This window comes from Variovorax sp. 54, assembly GCF_002754375.1.
Lineage (GTDB): Bacteria > Pseudomonadota > Gammaproteobacteria > Burkholderiales > Burkholderiaceae_C > Variovorax.
On sequence record NZ_PEFF01000001.1, the window covers coordinates 1,967,740 to 1,986,107 of the forward strand.

Sequence of the window (18,368 nt, forward strand, 5' to 3'; positions counted from 1 at the left end):
TCGCCACTGCAGTGCCCTCCCCGAGATGCTTTTCAACTCGTATCCCTTCATTTTTGTCTATTTCCCGCTGGTCCTGATCGGGTTCTTCCTGATCGGCAAGCGCAACACCCGTGCCGCCGCCGGCTTCCTCGGACTGGCCTCGCTGTTCTTCTACGGCTGGTGGAGCATGCAGGCCCTGCCGCTGCTGCTGGGCTCCATCTGCGTCAACTACTGGTTCGGCCTGCAGCTGACACCCGCACCGGGCCGCAACGACCGCAAGCGCAAGACGCTGCTGATCACCGCGCTGGTGATCAACCTGGGCGTGCTCGCCGTCTTCAAGTACGCCAATTTCTTCCTGGAAAACGTCGACGCCGGGCTGGTCGCGGCGGGTCTCACGCCGATCGATCTGGTGCACATCGTGCTGCCGATCGGCATCTCGTTCTACACCTTCACGCAGATCGCCTTCCTGGTCGACTGCTGGCAAGGCAAGGTGCACGAGCGCAGCTTCATCCACTACATGCTGTTCGTCACCTACTTCCCGCACCTGATCGCGGGCCCGGTGTTGCATCACGCGCAGATGATGCCGCAGTTCGCGAACCCCGCGACCTACCGCGTGGACCCGAACAAGGTCGCCATCGGCATCACGATCTTCGTCTTCGGCCTCGCCAAGAAACTCCTGATCGCCGACCCCATGGGGCAGTACGCCGACCTGATGTTCAACGGCGTTCACAAAGGCATCGAGCCCACGCTGTACACCGCATGGTTCGGCGCGCTGGCCTACACGCTGCAGATCTATTTCGACTTCTCGGGCTATTCGGACATGGCCGTGGGCCTCTCGATGTGCCTGGGCGTGCAGCTGCCGCTCAACTTCCGCTCGCCCTATAAGTCGACCAACATCATCGAGTTCTGGCGCCGCTGGCACATCTCGCTGTCGACCTTCCTGCGCGACTACCTCTACGTGCCGCTGGGCGGCAACCGCAAGGGTCCGGCGCGGCGCTACCTGAACCTGTTCCTCACGATGCTGCTGGGCGGCCTGTGGCACGGCGCGGCCTGGACCTTCGTGGTCTGGGGCGCGATGCACGGCGTGTTCCTGATGATCAACCACCTCTGGAACGCCAAGATCCGTCGCAACGCCACCCCGGGCCGCATCGCACGCGTGCTGGGCTGGCTGCTGACCTTCCTGTGCGTGGTGGCGGCCTGGGTCGTCTTCCGCGCCGACGGCATGACCACCGCCATGTCCATCTACAAGGGCATGCTCGGCATGCATGGCGCGCCGGCCTCGGCGTTCAGCGAGTTCGGCAAGGTGCCGTTCCGCAAGCCGGAGTTCTTCCAGCTCATGCTGGTGGCGATCGTCATCTGCCTGACGCTGCCGCCGACCATCACGCTGGAGCGCTGGATCCCCCATCCGAAGTCGATGGCCGGCCGCCCGGTGATGGCCCGCCTGTCGACCGTGGTGCTCGCCATCGGTACCTTCGCACTGTTCGCATGGTGCGTTTCGAAGCTGGGCGGCTACAGCCCCTTCCTCTATTTCCAATTCTGATTCGACATGACGACGACGACGCCCGCGAAAGTCTGGCTGCGCTTCTTCCTCATCGGCTACTTCGTCCTGATGGCCCTGTGGATCGTTTCGCTCACCAGCCCGGTGCCCTACGGCGACCTCACGCGCATCGGGCGCCTGTCCGAACGCGAATTCGGCTGGCGCGACCCGCCGCCCAAGGTCGACCCCGTCTACCTGGCAGGCACGCCCATCGAACAGGCGGACGTGATGGTGGTGGGCGACAGCTTCTCCATGACGCACCGCTGGCAGTCCGTGCTCGCCAAGGCCGGCTACCGCGTCTCGACCTCCTACTGGGGCCAGTACGGCGAATCGCTGTGCGGCGACTTCAGCCAGTGGGTCCATGACTCCGGCTTCAAGGGCAAGCTGGTCATCATCGAAAGCGTGGAGCGCCTGCTGGACATGCGCATGCGCTACAGCGAGCGCTGCAAGGACGGCAAGACCATCTTCCCCTACAGCGCCAAGCCCGAGCCCCTGATCGAGCCCGACGAGACCGTGCCGGGCTTCGCGCCCAACTGGGAAGTGCAGTACATGACCGGCGTCGTGACCTACTACCACACGTGGAAGGCCAAGAACTCGCCGGTAGACACCTATTTCGACCGTGACACCTGGGTAAGGAAAGTCCCCGATGGTTGCAAATTCTTCTCGCATCGCCAGTGCGACCGGATGCCCTTCTTCCAGGAAGACGAAGACAATGGCCCGTTGACCCCTGAGACGCTGGCGCGAATGAAGAACTTCACCGGTGCGCACAGCACCATCCCCCTCCTGTGGATGGTGGTGCCCAACAAGACCACGGTCTACATCAAGCCCGACTTCTCGAAAGACTTCGAAAACGGCTTGCGCGACGCGAAGCTCGGCCCCGACCTCTATGCCTTCACCCGCGAAAAGCACACGCAGATCCGCGACTTCTACTTCTCGAACGACACACACATGTCCATGCACGGACAGCTCGCACTCGGCGAGCGCATGCTGGCCGCCGTGCGCGAAGTGATGCCGACACCCCCTTCGAAATCGCCCTGAAGTTATGATTCCGCGACAGGAAACCGACAAATACGCGTGATCCTCTACGAGTACCCCTTCAACGAGCGCATCCGCACGTACCTGAGGCTGGAGCATCTGTTCCGTCGCCTCGGGGAACTGGTGCCCTCGGAATCGCCGCTTTCGCACCACTACGCCCTGGTCACGATTTTCGAGATCATGGATGTGGCGGCGCGCGCCGACCTCAAGGCCGACGTGCTGCGCGACCTCGACAAGCACAAGAACGTCTTCAACAGCTACCGGGGCAATCCGGCCATCGCCGAGACGGTGCTGAACCAAGTCGTCGACCAGCTCGAACGCAACTTCAGCGCGCTCAACGGCGTCGCTGGCAAGGCGGGCCAAGCGCTCACCGAGAACGAGTGGCTCATGAGCATCCGCAGCCGCGCCGGCATTCCGGGCGGCACCTGCGAATTCGACCTGCCCGCCTACTACGCTTGGCAGCACCGCGCGCCGCCCAGCCGCCGCGCCGACCTGGAACGCTGGTCGAACACGCTGTCGCCGCTGGCCTCGTCGATCTACCTGCTGCTCAAGCTGCTGCGCGACGCCGACGTGCCCTACAAGGTGATCGCCAGCCACGGGCAGTTCCAGCAGAACCTGCCGCAGGGGCGCAGCTTCCAGCTGCTGCGGTTGCGCATCGATCCCAAGCTGGGCCTTGTCCCGGAAATCAGCGGCAACCGCCTCATGGTCTCCGTGCGGCTCATGCGGCACGAAGCCGACGACCGCCTGCACGCGAGCACACAAGACACCCCCTTCGAACTGACGCTTTGCGCATGAGGCCCGGTGTGAGCAAGAAGAAAGAAGACGAGCGCATCGTCCGCTGCCCAAGTTGCGGCGGCGACAGCATCTACGCCGAGCGCAACCCGTTCCGGCCGTTCTGCAGCGCACGCTGCAAGGGCATCGACTTCGGTGCCTGGGCCAGCGAGGAGTTCAGGATGCCGGCGGAAGCACCGCCCGACGAAGAACCTTTCGGCGATCCCAAACTGACGCAGTAGATTGCCCAGCGACGCCGCAGCCCAAGGCTGCGGATTCGTCGTCAGTTGGCCGTCGCGGGCTGCACGCCCTCTTCCAGGAACACCTTGTCCAGGTAGGTCGCGAACTGCCGTGTGAACGCAGGCCGCAGGTGGCCGTGGTCCTTGTAGGCGGGCGCCCCATCGGGCATCGTCCGCGGACACTGGCCGTCCTTGCACAGGGCGCCCAGCACGTCGATCGCCTCCGCGCCGCTCGCGGCCGCAATCTGCAGGAGCCGCTGGTTGAGCTTCACCTGGTCGGCGGGCACAGGCGCGGTCGGCGAATTCCCCACCACCGAGAGCGTGCGCAGGCGGCTGCCCTCGATCATGCGACGGGGCTCGAAGTCGTCGCCCAGCGCGTTGTCGAGCAGCAGGTAGACCTTCTTCTTCTGCTTGACCAATTCGGTCACCCACGCCTGCAGCGCCACCAGCGAGGGCTCGATGCCGGCGCGGTCGCCGCGGGTCAAGGAGAGCGACGCGCCGTTCGCGCGCAGCACGTAGTCCAGCGGGAACTCGCCCGTGAAGTAGCAGTTCCAGCAGCTTCCGATCACCACGGTGTCGATCTGCGGGTCGCGCGCCATCGCCATCCACTGGTCGCGGGCCGGGCCGCAGCCAGGGTTCTGTTCGGCAAAGACGTTCGGAATGGCCGGGCACGCGCCGTAGGTGAAGAAGTAGGTGGTCGCCATGCGCTCGGGTGCGATGCGCGCCAGCTCTGCGGCACGGGGGCCGTATTCGATGACGTGGCTGTCGCCGATCAGCAGCACCTTGCGGGCGCCGTTGCCGATGCGGTTCACCGCGTAGGGTCCGAAGTTTTCCGAAGAAAAGCCAGCGTAGTAATCGCCGTCCACCGTCGCATCGGTCACCTTCTGCAGCAGCTCGCTGTTGTGGCGCGCCGGCAGGCCGTTCAGCACGGCCAGGCCGGCCACGGCCACGAACGCACCGGTTCCCACGAGCGTGCGCAGCATGCCCACGCCGACGCGGGCCCGCGTGAACCGCTCGATGAAACGATAGGTCAGCCAGGCCAGCAGCACGCTCGCGACCACCATCGTCACGCGCGTGGGCACCGAGAGCTCGGTGCCCTTGATGATCCGTTCGAACACCAGCAACGGCCAGTGCCACAGGTACAGCGGATAGCTGATCAGGCCGATCCATACCATCACACGGTTGGAAAGAAAGTACTTGTTCAGCACGCCCGTCGGGCCGGCCGCAATGCAGCTCACCGCACCCAGGGTCGGCAGCAGCGCCCACCAGCCCGGGAAGGCCTTGTCGCTGCGGGTCATCACGAGGCCCAGCACGATCAGGCCCACGCCCAGCACCGACTGCACATGGCTGCGCCAGATGTTCGGCACCGAAGGCTTCAGCCGCATGCAGGCCAGGATGCCACCCACCATCAGCTCCCAGAAGCGCGAGGCCGGCGAATAGAAGGCCGCCGTGCGGAACGGGTGGATCGTCGTCACGTTGATGAGGAACGACACCACCGCCAGCACCCACAACACCCGCACGATCGGCCAGCGCCGACGCCAGGCCAGCCCGAGCAGCAGCGGCCAGAAAATGTAGAACTGCTCCTCGATGCCCAATGACCACAGGTGCAGCAGCGGCTTGGTCTCGGCGGCCGTGTCGAAGTAGCCAGCCTCGCTCCAGAAAACGAAGTTGGCCACGAAGCCCACGCCACCCAGCGCCTGCTTGCCCAGCTCGACGAACTCCTTGTTCAGGAGCACGAACCAGCCGAAGGCGAGCACCGCCGCCAGCACCAGCATCAGCGCCGGGAAGATGCGGCGGATGCGGCGTGCATAGAAATCGCGGTAGCTGAAATCGCCGGCCGCGTGGCTCTGCATGATGATCGTCGTGATCAGGAAGCCCGAGATCACGAAGAAGATGTCGACGCCGATGAAGCCGCCAGGCAGCAGCTTCGGAAACGCGTGATAGAGGACGACCGAGGCCACGGCCACGGCGCGCAGGCCGTCAATGTCGGCACGGTACTTGGGATGCAGCATGTCTCTTACTTCTCGCGCACGGTCTCGCCGTGCAACGTCAGGCGAGGGTCGACACCGCCTCGGCGGCCGACGCGGGCAGCCCGCGCTCCTCGACCAGCCACTGCAGCACCGGCAGCGCGCCCGGCAGCACCGGCGCCACCTCCAGCGGCAGCTGCTGCCAGGCCATCGCCTGGCTCTCTCGCATTTCGAATTCGCCGGTCCAGTCCGTCACCTTGCACCAGTGCAGGCGCACCAGCGCATGCGGGTAGTCGTGCTCGGTGACCTTCCAGACCTCGGCGCCGCCGATGGTGACGCCCAACTCTTCCTGCAGCTCGCGGCGCAGGGCCTCTTCGACCGTTTCGCCGGCCTCGATCTTGCCGCCCGGAAATTCCCAGTAGCCCGCGTAGGCCTTGCCTTCGGGCCGCGTGGTGAGCAGCAGCGCGTCGTCGGCCAGGCGGATCAGCACGCCGACGGCCACTTCGGTGTGCTTGCGTGGCGTCTCGCTCACGCGCCGGCCCGCCCTGCGTAGTCGCGCGCGAACTGGTAGGCCACGCGGCCGCTGCGCGAGCCGCGCTCCAGCGCCCACACGAGCGCCTCGGGCCGTGCCGCAGCAATGGCCGCGTCGTCGACGCCGAACGACGAGAGCCACTGGCCCACGATCGTCAGGTATTCGTTCTGGCTGAAGGGATAGAAGCTCACCCAGAGGCCGAAGCGCTCCGACAGCGAAATCTTCTCTTCGATCACTTCGCCCGGATGCACCTCGCCATCGTCCGTGTGCTTGTACGTGAGGTTGTCCTTCATGTACTCGGGCAGCAGGTGGCGCCGGTTGCTGGTCGCGTAGATCAGCACGTTGGGCGTCGAGGCGGCAATCGACCCGTCCAGGATCGACTTGAGCGCCTTGTAGCCCGGCTCGCCCTCGTCGAAGCTCAGGTCGTCGCTGAAGACGATGAACTTCTCGGGGCGCTGCGAGACCACCTCGACGATGTCGGGCAGGTCGACCAGCTCGGCCTTGTCGACTTCGATCAGGCGCAAGCCCTGCGGCGCATAGGCCTGCAGACAGGCGCGGATCAGCGACGACTTGCCCGTGCCGCGTGCGCCGGTCAGCAGCACGTTGTTGGCCGGCTTGCCTTCGACGAACTGGCGCGTGTTGCGCTCGATCTTTTCCTTCTGGACGTCGATTTCCTTCAGCGAATCGAGCGCCATCGTGGCCACGTGCTTCACCGGCTCCAGCACACCATGGCCGGAGTTGCGGCGGCGGTAGCGCCAGGCGATGGAGGCGTTCCAGTCGGGCGGTGCCGACAGCGGCTGCGGCAGGATCGATTCGATGCGGCCGATGAGCTGCTCGGCGCGCTCGATGAGCTTCTGGAATTGCTCGTTCATGACCGGTAGTCGGCGTTGATGGTCACGTATTCGTGGCTGAAGTCGCAGGTCCACACGGTTTCGCTGGCGGTGCCGCGGCCCAGGCCGATGCGCACGGTGATTTCGCTCTGCTTCATCACGCGCTGGCCGTCTTCCTCGCGGTACGACGGGTTGCGCCCGCCCTTCACGGCCACATGCACGTCGTCCAGGAACAGGTCGATGCCGGTCTGGTCGAGATCGGCAATGCCGGCGTAGCCGACCGCCGCCAGGATGCGGCCCAGGTTCGGGTCGCTGGCGAAGAACGCGGTCTTGACCAGCGGCGAATGCGCCACGGCGTAGGCCACCTGACGGCACTCGGCCGTGTCCTTGCCACCGTCGACCTGGATGGTGATGAACTTGGTCGCGCCTTCGCCGTCGCGCACGATGGCTTGCGCCAGCAGGCGGGCCACGTCCCGCATCGCGGCCACGAGCACCTGGCCGTCGGCCGAGTCGAGCGAGGTGATGGGGGCGTGCGCGGCCTTCTGCGTGGCGATGACGACGAACGAGTCGTTGGTCGAGGTGTCGCCGTCGATGGTCACGCGGTTGAACGAGGCATCGGCCAGCTGCTTGGCCAGCGGCTGGATCAGCGACGGGTCGATCTTCGCGTCGGTCGCCATGAAGCCGAGCATGGTCGCCATGTTCGGACGGATCATGCCGGCGCCCTTGCTGATGCCGGTGATGGTGACCGTGGCGCCACCGATCTTCACCTGACGGCTGAACGCCTTCGGGATCGTGTCGGTGGTCATGATGCCTTCGGCGGCACGGCCCCAGTTATTTTCCGACGCGTCGGCCAGCGCGGCCGGCAGGCCGGCTTCGATGCGGTCCACGGGCAGCGGCTCCATGATCACGCCGGTCGAGAACGGCAGGATCTGCTCGGGTGCGAGTTCCAGGTGGCGCGCCAGCGCGATGCAGGTCGAGCGCGTGCGCATCAGGCCGTCTTCGCCGGTGCCGGCGTTGGCGTTGCCGGTGTTGATCACCATCGCGCGGATGCCGTAGTTGGCCGCCAGGTGGTCGCGGCAGACCTGCACGGGTGCCGCGCAGAAACGGTTCTGCGTGAACACGCCGCCGACCGCCGAGCCTTCGTCGATCAGCACGACGGTCAGGTCCTTGCGGTTGGCCTTGCGCACGCCGGCTTCGGCCACGCCGATGCGGACGCCGGGCACCGCGAACAAGGCGGCAGGATCGGGAGCGGACAGGTTCACGGGCATGGAATTTCTCTCAATGAAAAGTGCGGGACTTCAGCTCAGCTTGCCGTGGCACTGCTTGTACTTCTTGCCGCTGCCGCAGGGGCAGGGGTCGTTGCGGCCGACGCGCGCGAAGGCGGCGGCTTCGGCGCTCAGGGCGCCGGTGCCGACGGCCGCGAGACGGCGCTGGTTCTCTTCGTCGACGCGCACCTCGACCTCGCCCGTCTCGGTGGGCGCGGTGTAGGTGATGTTCGAGACGTTCTCGCCGCGGCTTTCCATTTCTTCGGCCGCCTGCTCGAGCTGTTCACCCGACTGCACGCGCACCGTCATGAGCTGGCGCGTGACTTCGTTCTTGACCGAGTCGAGCAGCTGGCCGAACAGTTCGAAGGCTTCGCGCTTGTATTCCTGCTTGGGCTGCTTCTGCGCATAACCGCGCAGGTGGATGCCCTGGCGCAGGTAGTCGAGCGAGGCCAGGTGTTCGCGCCAGTGGGTGTCGATGCTCTGCAGCAGCACCATGCGTTCGAACTGGGTGAAGTTCTCCTGGCCGATCAGCGTGACCTTGGCATCGAAGCTCTCGTTGGCGTAGGCCACGATTTTTTCGACCACTTCCTCGTCGGAGATGGCGTCGGCGGCCTCGACCTGCTGCTTGAGCGGCATGTCGATGCCCCACTCGCTGAACAGGCTCTTCTCGAGGTTGTCGAGGTCCCATTGCTCTTCGACCGATTCACGCGGCACGTACTGGCGCGCGAGGTCGGTGAAGCAGCCTTCGCGCAGCGCGGCGATCTGCGCCGTAAGGTCGGCCGCATCGAGGATGTCGTTGCGCTGCTGGTAGATCACCTTGCGCTGGTCGTTCGACACGTCGTCGTACTCGAGCAGCTGCTTGCGGATGTCGAAGTTGCGCGCCTCGACCTTGCGCTGCGCGCTCTCGATGCTGCGCGTGACGATGCCGGCCTCGATGGCTTCGCCGTCGGGCATCTTCAGGCGGTCCATGATCGCCTTCACGCGGTCGCCCGCGAAGATGCGCATCAGCGGATCGTCCAGGCTCAGGTAGAAGCGCGACGAACCCGGGTCGCCCTGGCGGCCCGAACGGCCGCGCAGCTGGTTGTCGATGCGGCGCGATTCGTGGCGTTCGGTGGCAATGATGCGCAGGCCGCCCAGCGACTTCACGAACTCGTGGTCCTTGGTCCATTCGGCGCGCACGTGCGCGATGTCGGCTTGCTTGGTGGCTTCGTCGCGGCCTTCGTCGTTCTCGATCGCCTCGATCATCTTCTCGATGTTGCCGCCCAGCACGATGTCGGTGCCGCGGCCGGCCATGTTGGTCGCGATGGTGATCATCTTCGTGCGACCGGCCTGCGCCACGATGTCGGCTTCGCGGGCGTGCTGCTTGGCGTTCAGCACCTGGTGCGGCAGGCCTGCCTTCTCGAGCAGGGCGTCGATGATTTCGGAGTTCTCGATCGACGAGGTGCCCACCAGCACCGGCTGGCCGCGCTCGTAGCACTCGCGGATGTCCTGGATGGCCGCTTCGTACTTCTCGCGCGTCGTCTTGTAGACGCGGTCGAGCTGGTCGTCGCGCTTGCTGATGCGGTTCGGCGGAATGATCGTGGTCTCGAGACCGTAGATTTCCTGGAACTCGTAGGCCTCGGTGTCGGCCGTGCCGGTCATGCCGGCCAGCTTGCCGTACAGGCGGAAGTAGTTCTGGAAGGTGATCGAGGCCAGTGTCTGGTTCTCGGCCTGGATCTCGACGCCTTCCTTGGCTTCCACGGCCTGGTGCAGGCCGTCGCTCCAGCGGCGACCGCTCATGAGGCGGCCGGTGAATTCGTCGACGATGACCACTTCGCCCTGCTGCACCACGTAGTGCTGGTCGCGGTGGTACAGGTGGCGGGCACGCAGCGCGGCATTCAGGTGATGCATCAGCGTGATGTTGGCGGGGTCGTACAGCGACGCGCCTTCGGGAATCAGCTTGAGCTCGCCCAGGATGCGCTCGGCGTTCTCGTGGCCGTCTTCGGTCAGGAACACCTGGTGGGTTTTCTCGTCCACCGTGAAGTCGCCGGGCACCGTGACGCCCTCGCCCGTGCGCGGATCGGCTTCGCCTTCCTGCTTCTTGAGCAGCGGCACCACCTTGTTGATCGCCAGGTACAGGTCGGTGTGGTCTTCGGCCTGGCCGCTGATGATCAGCGGCGTGCGGGCCTCGTCGATCAGGATGGAGTCCACCTCGTCGACGATCGCGAAGTTCAGGCCGCGCTGCACCCGGTCGCCGGGCTCGTAGACCATGTTGTCGCGCAGGTAGTCGAAGCCGTACTCGTTGTTGGTGCCGTACGTGATGTCGCTGCGGTAGGCCTCCTGCTTTTCTTCGCGCGGCATCTGGGGCAGGTTGATGCCCACCGACAGTCCCAGGAAGTTGTACAGGCGGCCCATCCAGGTCGCGTCGCGGTTGGCCAGGTAGTCGTTCACCGTGACCACGTGCACGCCCTTGCCGGACAGCGCATTCAGGTACACCGGCAGCGTGGCGGTCAGCGTCTTGCCTTCGCCGGTGCGCATTTCGGAAATCTTGCCGTTGTGCAGCGCCATGCCGCCGAGCAGCTGGACGTCGAAGTGGCGCATCTTCATGACACGCTTGGAGCCTTCGCGCACGGTGGCGAAGGCTTCGGGCAGCAGGTCGTCGAGGCTTTCGCCCTTGGCGACGCGGTCCTTGAATTCCTGCGTCTTGGCGCGCAGCGCGTCGTCGCTGAGCTTTTCGAATTCGGGTTCGAGCGCATTGATGCGCGTCACCGTCTTGCGATACTGCTTGAGGAGCCGGTCGTTGCGACTGCCGAAGATCTGGGTCAGGAAGTTGGTTGCCATGGGCGTGGAGAGGGGCGGGCACCTGACACGACAGGCACTGCGACCGGATTCCCTAAGATATGGTGAAAGCAGTTGGGCGCACCTTCTTCGAATGCAAGCTTGGCAAGTCTCGAAGTCGGATGGCCCCGTTCCGGAACAAACGCCGACGCAAGCGTCGGCAAACCGGGCATTTTAGCTGTCTTGTTTCTAACCCCTGGATTACCCATGTATCGCCGACTTCCCCCCGCCATTTCACTGCACGAAGCTGCGGCAGGCGCCCCCACCCTGGGGAGCCTGATGGCGCGCGCGCGGGACACGGCCGAGCGGCTGAAGGCCATCGAAGGGTTGATTCCGCCGGCCATGCGCGCGGCCATCCAGCCGGGGCCGGCCGAGGGCGATGTGTGGTGCCTGCTGGTCAAGGGCAGCGCCGCCGCGGCCAAGCTGCGGCAGCTGTCGCCGATGCTGGTCACGCGCCTGAAGAACCGGGGCTGGGACGTCGCGACGATCCGCATCAAGGTGTACACGGGGCGCTGAGCCCCGGGGCCATGCGACACGCGTGGCACGCGCGGCTCAGGCCACGGCGCGGTCGGGCCAGCTCGGATCGCTCGACGCGTCGGAGGTCAGCACCAGCACGACGTGCGCATCGGCCGCGATGGTCTCGGCCTCGCGCAGTTGCCGCACGGCCCCCAGGCCCGCCGCCGCCGCCAGCTCGGCGCTCACGCCGGCCGCGGTAAGCAGCCGCCGCGCCGCGCGGGCCTCGTCATCGCCCACCACCACGGCACCGCCGCCGCTGGCCGTGGCCGCCTGCCATTGCAGATACGTGACCGTCGCGCCCGCGCTCGACAGCTGCGCCGTGCGACCGGGGTAACTGCCGTTGAGCGCCCCGCCCCCGAGCACGCGCGACAGCCGCGGGAAGGGTTCGACCAGCCACATCCGCGGCAGGCGCGCGATGCGCCCTGCCGCCAACAGGTCGCGAAAGCCGGCGTAGATGCCCCAGGCCATGTCGCCACGGCCGGTCGGCACCACGACGTGGTCCGGCAGGCCGCCGTCCTGCAGGCACTCTTCGGCGATGGCCTTGTAGCCCTCCACACCCAATGGCGCGCTGCCGAGCGCCGGCAGCCGGTAGTTGGAGAGCGCGAAATAGCCCGGGTACTGCGAGCGCTCGCGCACGAAGCCCCAGCGGCCCGTGTTGTCGGCGAACACATAGCGCCGCGCGCCCAATGCGTCGAGCTGGCGCGCATAGGTGGCGGGCATCGCCTCGTAAGTGGCCACTTCGCAACCGAGCCCCGCGGCCCACGCGTAGTGCGCCGCCGAGACCGCCGTGTTGCCTGACGATGCGAGCACCAGCGTGTGGGCGCCGGCGTCCAGCGCCTGGGCCACGCCCATCGCGGTCAGCCGGTCTTTGGGCGAGCCGGTCGGGTTGCGCGATTCGTCCTTGATGCTCAGGCGCGCCACGCCGAACTGCTGCGCCAGGTCGGGCATGTCGTGCTGGGGCGTGTTTCCCTCGCCCAACGAAAAACCCTGCACGTACGGCATCGGCACCACGTCCGTGCCGCCGGGCCGGTAGCTTGCGCGCAGCCCGACATGAAAGCCGGCCTGCCGGCAGGCCGGGCAGCCGTCGTTCGCGAGCGTGACCGGGTACAGCGTGTCGCAGCGCAGGCACTGCAGCCCCTGCAGCCGCGGATTGCGCTCGGGCGTGAACGAGCGGCCGAGCACCCCGGCCGGCCGGCCCGGCAGGAAGGTCTGCGCGGGGTTCTCCGGCGGCGCGGTGAACTTGAAGTCCAGAACGGGCGATGGGGTCACGGATCGTTGACTCGTTAATAAATGTGACCGAATCTTATTCAAAATCAACGAAATCCACGATACGGGAGTTCATCCCATTGCAGTGAATTTCAGATTTCCTTCACTTATTTCCACGTGAATTCGTGGTTCAGCCCGATCACCACGCCGCGCACGCCCTGCGGCCCGGTGCGCGAGGTGCTGATGTCGACGCTGATCAGCGGCGTCAGGCTGAAGCGGCCGCCCACGCGCGAGGTCCACACGCCCCCGGCCCGGTTGCGCTCCGCGATCAGCGACACGGCGTCGTTCAGCGCCCACTCCACCGCCAAGCCGCCGCGCGGCGTGCGCAGGCCGGTGCCCAGCGCCCAGTCGGCGCCCAGGTTGGCGTGGAACTGCAGGCTGCCGGTGGGCCGCCACGTGAGCGGCACGACCAACTGGCCGCCCCAGCGACCGCCGCGCCGCAGGTCGGCCACCGCGCCCATCGACACGGCGGCGCTGAAAGGCGCGTCGGCGGCCGTCCCGGCAAAGGTCCATTTGAGTTGAGGACCGCCCGTGACCGAATGAACGCCCTGTGCCGAGAGCCGGTCGAAATTCAACCCCAGCTCGACCGGCCCGACCCGGCAGGCCGGCCCGACATGCCAGCCCGTCGTGACCGGCTCGGCGCCGCTGCGGCCCCACCAGGTTTCGTACTGGCACTGGCCCGGATCGAGCGTGCCGGCGTCGTCGACATCGAAGTGGCCGGCGGCCTGCGCGCCGAGGCCTGGCAGCGCCGCGCATGCGGCAAAAAGCAGGCGTGCGGTGCGCATGTTGTTGTTCTTCATCTCGTGCTTCCCTCAGAGAGCCCTGCCTCATTCTAGGAAGCCGGAAAGTCCACGCCATGACGCGGCGCAGCCCTCGCACCCTCAGAACTCGAACTGCGGCTGCAGCTCGCGGATGCGCTTGATCGCCACGCCGGCCGCTGCCGTGCGCGTCTCCACGCCCAGCTTCACGTACACGCGTTCCAGATGCTTCTTCGCGGTGGCCGGGCTGCTGCCGAGGATCTCGCCGATGTCCTTGTTGGTCTTGCCCTTGACCACCCAGTACAGCACCTCGGCCTCGCGCGCCGTGAGCTTCAGGCTCAGGCTCATGGCCTCGATCACGGCGGTGTCGGAGACCTCGCGCATGACGATCATCCATTCGTCGCCCGCATCGTCCTCGCCGGTCTGGCGGTGCAGCCGCAGGCTCAGGCTGCGCGCGCCCTGCGCGATGACCAGCGCGGGCGGCTCGATGCCGCGCGCGCGTGCCTCGGGCGCGTGCTGGCGCAGCCAGTCGAGCACGGCCGGCGGCGTCTCGGGCGCCTGCGTCTCGCAGTAGCGCGCCAGCAGGTCGCGCGCCAGCGCCGTCTGCCAGATCAGCCGCCCCTCGGGCAGCCGCACCGTGATGCTTGCGTAGCCGAAGGCGTCGAGCGCATTGCGTGCCTGGCCGGCCTGGTGCGCCTCCTGCCGCGCGCGGCGGGCGCCCTGCAGGTGCACGTTCATGCGCGCCAGCACCTCCTTCGGCTTGATGGGCTTGGTGACGTAGTCGACCCCGCCCGCCTCGAGCGCGGCCACGAGGTGCTCGGTCTCGGTGAGGCCCGTCATGAAGACGATGGGAATGTGCGCGGTGGCCGCATCGGCCTTGAGCCGGCGCGCCACCTCGAAGCCGTCGATGCCCGGCATCATGGCGTCGAGCAGCACGATGTCGGGACGCGCCTGCGCGGCGCGCTGCAGTGCCTGCTCGCCGTTGGTGGCGATGAGCACGGTGTAGCCCGATTCGTCGAGCGCGTCGTGCAGCACGGCGAGGTTGTCGGGCACGTCGTCGACGATCAGCACCAGGTCGCCGTGGGCGCCCTGCTGTTCACGCAGCGTGCGGGCGAGCGGCGAAGTGAGCATGGTCGGTGGAGACAAAAGGGTCATGCGGCGCCCTCGGCGGCTTCGGCCAGCGCGCGGCCCATGGCCTCGAACTGGAACTGGCGGGCCAGCGCGCGCTGGGCCTCGGTCCACGCGGCGCATTCGGGCTGCGCGGCGTCGATGTCGTCGAGCTGGTTCATGATGCCGCGAAAGTAGCCCAGACCCACGGCCTCGTCGAGTGCACGCAGACGCGCGAGCGACGGCGGCTGCATCGCACGCGGCGCGGCCACGGTGGGTGCGGGCCGCGCGGCGGTGTCGGTCCACTGCAGGGCGAGCCGGCGCTCCAGCCAGTCGAGCAGTTCGGTGTGGCGCACGGGCTTGACGAAGAAGTCTTCGGGCGCAATGCCCACGTCGTTGTCGAGCCCTTTGTCGAAAGCGTTGGCCGAGACGATGGCCACCGACGCTTCGGCCAGCCCCAGCTTGCGCGCGCGGCGGATGGTTTCCCAGCCGTCGATGCCGGGCATCGCGAGGTCGACGAACATGGCGTCGGGACGGTAGCCGGCGGCGATGAGGTCCAGCGCGTCGTGCCCGCTGGCCGCGCTGCGCAGCTCGAAGCCCAGCGGCGCGAGCACATGGCCCAGCAGCTCGCGGTCGGCCTCCTCGTTGTCGACCACCAGCAGGCGCCGCCGCGCGCCCTCGTAGCCGCGCCGTGCACGCGGCGCCGGCGCGATGCGCGCAGTGCCCGCCACCGCCTCGTGCACCCGCGGCAGGAACAGCCGCACGCAGAACAGCGAGCCCTCCCCCGGCGTGCTGCGCACCTTCATCTCGCCGCCCATCAGGTCGGTCAGCATCTTCGCGATGGTCAGGCCCAGGCCCGCGCCCGGCGCCGACGACACCGCCGCGTGGCCGCGCGCAAAGGGCTCGAAGATGCGCTCGATGTCGGCGTCCGTCATGCCCGGCCCGGTGTCCTCGATCTCGATGGCGGCGAACTCGCGTGCGTAGGACATGCGCAAGGTCACCTGGCCCGCCGCCGTGAACTTAATCGCGTTGCCCAGCAGGTTGATGAGGATCTGGCTCACGCGTTTTTCGTCGGCGCGCACCACGTCGGGCAACGCACCGGCCGCCTCGAAGCGAAAGCGCAGTCCCTTCTCGGCCGCCTGCAGTTCGAACATGTCGGCCAGCTCGCGCATGGCATCGGCAAAGCGCATGGGCCGCGCATCGAGCGTGAGCTTGCCGGCCTCGATGTGGGCGATGGCCAGCGTGCCCTCGATGAGCGACAGCAGGTGCTCGCCGCCGCGCTTGATGACGGCCACCGCCTGCTGGCGGTGCGGCGGCACCGAGTGGTCTTCGCCCATGAGCTGCGCATAGCCCAGGATGCTGTTGAGCGGCGTGCGCAGCTCGTGGCTGATGGCGCTGATGTAGCGGCTCTTGGCCTGGTTCGCGAGGTCCGCTGCGCGCCGCGCCTGGTCGGCCGCGAGCTTGGCGTGCTCGGCGATCTCCCGGGCTTCTTCGGCGCTCTGCTTGGCGTCCTGCAGCGCGCGGTCGGTTTCGCGGTGCAGCGCGATCTCTCGCACCAGCAGGTGGGTCTGCCGGTTCGACTCCTCTTGCGCCACCTTGCGGCTCTGGTGCGCCAGCACCAGCCACCACGCGACGATGCCCGCGATGACCAGCAGCGCCATGTAGGCCTTGAGAAAGCCCGAGCGCAATGAGGCCTGCTGCACGGCGACGAGCGCCCCGGCCACGTCGACCTGCGCCGCCAGCGCGAGCGCGCCCTCGCTCAGGGCGCGCAGCTCCTGCTGGTAGAGCACGCCGAACACCACGGCCAGCAGCGGCACGATGACCAGCATCAGCAGCAGGAAGTGCCCAAGCCCCGTGTCGAGGTAGCGCCAGCTGCGGCGCGGCAGCAGCCAGCGCAGCACGGCGGACCACTGCGCCGACAGGCTCGCGTGCGGCTTGCACAGGTCGCCGCAGCGCGCATCGAGCGTGCAGCACAGCGAGCAGATCGCGCCCTGGTAGGCCGGGCAGTGCGCCATGTCGGGGCCTTCGTACTCGCGCTCGCAGATCACGCAGTGCTGCACCTTCAGGCGCTGGTAGCTGCCGCCCTCGTCCGTCGACGGCTCGACCCGCGCCCAGCGCACCTTGCGTCCGCCCGCGGCCGGCGCAAACAGCACCGAGCCGCCCGCGTCGGACGTGCGCGCCAGGTAGTACTTGCCGCCCGTGGCCCACGCCAGCAACGGCGACGCCACCAGCGCCGTGCCGAGCGCGATCAGCGCCGAGAACGCTTGCGCCAGCGGCCCGAACACACCGAGGTGCGCCGTGATCGACAGCACCGACGCCAGCGCCATCGCGCCCACGCCCACCGGGTTGATGTCCCACAGGTGCGCGCGCTTGAACTCGATGCCGGGCGGCGACAGCCCCAGCGGCTTGTTGATGACCAGGTCGGCCACCACGGCCATCATCCAGGCGATGGCGATGTTGGCGAACAGCCCCAGCACATCGCCCAGCGCCTCGAACACGTTCATCTCCATCAGCATGAAGGCGATGAGCGCGTTGAACACCACCCACACCACGCGCCCCGGGTGGCTGTGCGCCACGCGCGAGAAGAAATTGCTCCAGGCCAGCGAGCCCGCATAGGCATTCGTCACGTTGATCTTCAGCTGCGAGATCACCACGAACAGCGCCGTCGCCGCCACCGCCCAGCCGTAGTTCGGGAACACGTACTCGTAGGCCGCCAGGTACATCTGGTTCGGATCGACCGCGCGCTCGACCGGCACCATGTGCGTGATCGCCAGGTAGGCCAGCAACGCCCCGCCCAGCATCTTGACCACGCCCAGCACCACCCAGCCCGGCCCGCCCGCCAGCACGCCCGCCCACCAGCGGCGCGCCGTGCCCGCGGTGCGCGCCGGCATGAAGCGCAGGTAGTCGGCCTGCTCGCCCATCTGCGTGATGAGCGCGATGCCGACCGTCAACGCGGCACCGAACAGGTGCAAGTTGAATCCTTGCGCGCCCGGCTTCGCCCCGCTGTAGTGCGTTATGCCCGCAAACGCACCAGGATCGCGCACGAGCACGAACACAAAAGGCACCACCAGCATCAGCAGCCACAGCGGCTGTGTCCACAGCTGCAGCCGGCTGATCACCGACACCCCGTGCGTGACCAGCGGAATCACCACCAGCGCGCACACCAGGTAGCCCCACACCGGCGGAATGCCCAGCGCCAGCTCGAGCGCATAGGCCATCACGGCTGCCTCGAGCGCAAAGAAGATGAAAGTGAAGCTCGCGTAGATCAGCGAGGTGAGCGTCGAGCCGATGTAGCCGAAGCCGGCGCCGCGCGTGAGCAGGTCCATGTCCAGGCCGTAGCGCGCCGCGTACATGCTGATCGGCAGGCCTGCCAGGAAGATGATGAGCCCCGTCGCCAGGATCGCCCAGAAGGCATTGGCAAAGCCGTACTGCACCAGCAGCGTGGCGCCGACCGCCTCCAGCACCAGGAACGAGGCCGCTCCGAAGGCCGTGTTGGCCACCCGCCATTCGGACCATTTGCGAAAGCGCTGTGGCGTGTAGCGCAGCGCGTAGTCCTCGAGCGTTTCGCTCGCGACCCAGCTGTTGTAGTCGCGCCGCACCTTCACGATGCGCTGGGGGGCGTCGTCGGTCAGGAGAGGGGGTTCGGCGGAATTCACACCGTTTCGGTGCAGCTTCCGTGCCACCAGGTACGGCATTTGGCGAACAGGGCACGACTGTTGCAAAGAGACCGGCTTGACCATAATCACCGA

At 67.2% G+C, this 18,368-nt stretch carries 14 protein-coding genes; 5 read left to right on the top strand and 9 right to left on the bottom strand.

Annotated features, from left to right (window positions below; genetic code table 11):
- Nucleotides 1-25: 25 nt before the first annotated feature.
- The 4 genes from CLU95_RS08970 to CLU95_RS08985 are packed head-to-tail and all read left to right on the top strand — an operon-like array spanning nucleotide 26 to nucleotide 3,564.
- Nucleotides 26-1,519, top strand: coding sequence for an MBOAT family O-acyltransferase (locus tag CLU95_RS08970; protein WP_099792361.1), 1,494 nt, complete (start codon nucleotides 26-28; stop codon nucleotides 1,517-1,519).
- Nucleotides 1,520-1,525: 6 nt separating this feature from the next.
- Nucleotides 1,526-2,554: a hypothetical protein gene (locus CLU95_RS08975; protein ID WP_099792363.1), complete on the top strand. Its 1,029-nt coding sequence runs from the start codon at nucleotides 1,526-1,528 to the stop codon at nucleotides 2,552-2,554.
- 36 nt (nucleotides 2,555-2,590) lie between these two features.
- Nucleotides 2,591-3,346 carry a cell division protein ZapD gene (gene zapD, locus CLU95_RS08980; RefSeq protein WP_099792365.1) on the top strand — a complete coding sequence of 252 codons (756 nt, stop codon included), beginning with the start codon at nucleotides 2,591-2,593 and terminating at the stop codon, nucleotides 3,344-3,346.
- Nucleotides 3,347-3,354: 8 nt separating this feature from the next.
- The gene (locus CLU95_RS08985; protein WP_373668548.1) at nucleotides 3,355-3,564 is read left to right on the top strand and encodes a DNA gyrase inhibitor YacG; all 210 of its coding nucleotides are present in this window, start codon (nucleotides 3,355-3,357) and stop codon (nucleotides 3,562-3,564) included.
- Between the two features lie 41 nt (nucleotides 3,565-3,605).
- Here the strand turns inward: CLU95_RS08985 and CLU95_RS08990 are convergent, their stop codons facing one another.
- Genes CLU95_RS08990 through secA form a run of 5 tightly spaced genes read right to left on the bottom strand, consistent with a single transcriptional unit; the run spans nucleotide 3,606 to nucleotide 10,975 of the window.
- Nucleotides 3,606-5,573 (bottom strand): acyltransferase family protein, encoded by a 1,968-nt coding sequence (locus tag CLU95_RS08990; protein WP_099792372.1) that lies wholly within the window; start codon nucleotides 5,571-5,573, stop codon nucleotides 3,606-3,608.
- Between the two features lie 37 nt (nucleotides 5,574-5,610).
- Nucleotides 5,611-6,060 carry an NUDIX domain-containing protein gene (locus tag CLU95_RS08995; RefSeq protein ID WP_099792375.1) on the bottom strand — a complete coding sequence of 150 codons (450 nt, stop codon included), beginning with the start codon at nucleotides 6,058-6,060 and terminating at the stop codon, nucleotides 5,611-5,613.
- Nucleotides 6,057-6,932: an ATP-binding protein gene (locus CLU95_RS09000; protein ID WP_099792377.1), complete on the bottom strand. Its 876-nt coding sequence runs from the start codon at nucleotides 6,930-6,932 to the stop codon at nucleotides 6,057-6,059. The genes CLU95_RS08995 and CLU95_RS09000 overlap by 4 nt, the downstream gene beginning before the upstream one ends.
- Complete coding sequence (argJ, locus tag CLU95_RS09005; RefSeq protein WP_099792379.1) at nucleotides 6,929-8,158, bottom strand: bifunctional glutamate N-acetyltransferase/amino-acid acetyltransferase ArgJ; 1,230 nt, start codon at nucleotides 8,156-8,158, stop codon at nucleotides 6,929-6,931. The genes CLU95_RS09000 and argJ overlap by 4 nt, the downstream gene beginning before the upstream one ends.
- 30 nt (nucleotides 8,159-8,188) lie before the next feature.
- Nucleotides 8,189-10,975 carry a preprotein translocase subunit SecA gene (secA, locus tag CLU95_RS09010; RefSeq protein WP_099792381.1) on the bottom strand — a complete coding sequence of 929 codons (2,787 nt, stop codon included), beginning with the start codon at nucleotides 10,973-10,975 and terminating at the stop codon, nucleotides 8,189-8,191.
- 204 nt (nucleotides 10,976-11,179) lie between these two features.
- Here secA and CLU95_RS09015 point away from each other — a divergent pair, with 204 nt between their 5' ends.
- Nucleotides 11,180-11,488, top strand: a complete 309-nt coding sequence (locus tag CLU95_RS09015; RefSeq protein WP_056578205.1) for a DciA family protein — start codon at nucleotides 11,180-11,182, stop codon at nucleotides 11,486-11,488.
- Nucleotides 11,489-11,524: 36 nt separating this feature from the next.
- Here the strand turns inward: CLU95_RS09015 and CLU95_RS09020 are convergent, their stop codons facing one another.
- The 4 genes from CLU95_RS09020 to CLU95_RS09035 all read right to left on the bottom strand — a co-directional run bounded on the left by CLU95_RS09020 (nucleotide 11,525) and on the right by CLU95_RS09035 (nucleotide 18,314).
- Entirely contained in the window at nucleotides 11,525-12,757 is a 1,233-nt protein-coding gene (locus tag CLU95_RS09020) for a pyridoxal-phosphate dependent enzyme (protein ID WP_099792384.1), read from the bottom strand.
- A 104-nt stretch (nucleotides 12,758-12,861) separates the two neighbouring features.
- Nucleotides 12,862-13,554 (bottom strand): hypothetical protein, encoded by a 693-nt coding sequence (locus CLU95_RS09025; protein ID WP_257214568.1) that lies wholly within the window; start codon nucleotides 13,552-13,554, stop codon nucleotides 12,862-12,864.
- Nucleotides 13,555-13,635: 81 nt separating this feature from the next.
- A complete protein-coding gene (locus CLU95_RS09030; RefSeq protein ID WP_099792386.1) occupies nucleotides 13,636-14,643 on the bottom strand; it encodes a response regulator transcription factor in 1,008 nt (335 codons plus the stop codon).
- Between the two features lie 20 nt (nucleotides 14,644-14,663).
- On the bottom strand, nucleotides 14,664-18,314 hold the full coding sequence (locus tag CLU95_RS09035; protein ID WP_257214569.1) for a hybrid sensor histidine kinase/response regulator: 3,651 nt from the start codon (nucleotides 18,312-18,314) through the stop codon (nucleotides 14,664-14,666).
- Nucleotides 18,315-18,368 lie beyond the last annotated feature (54 nt).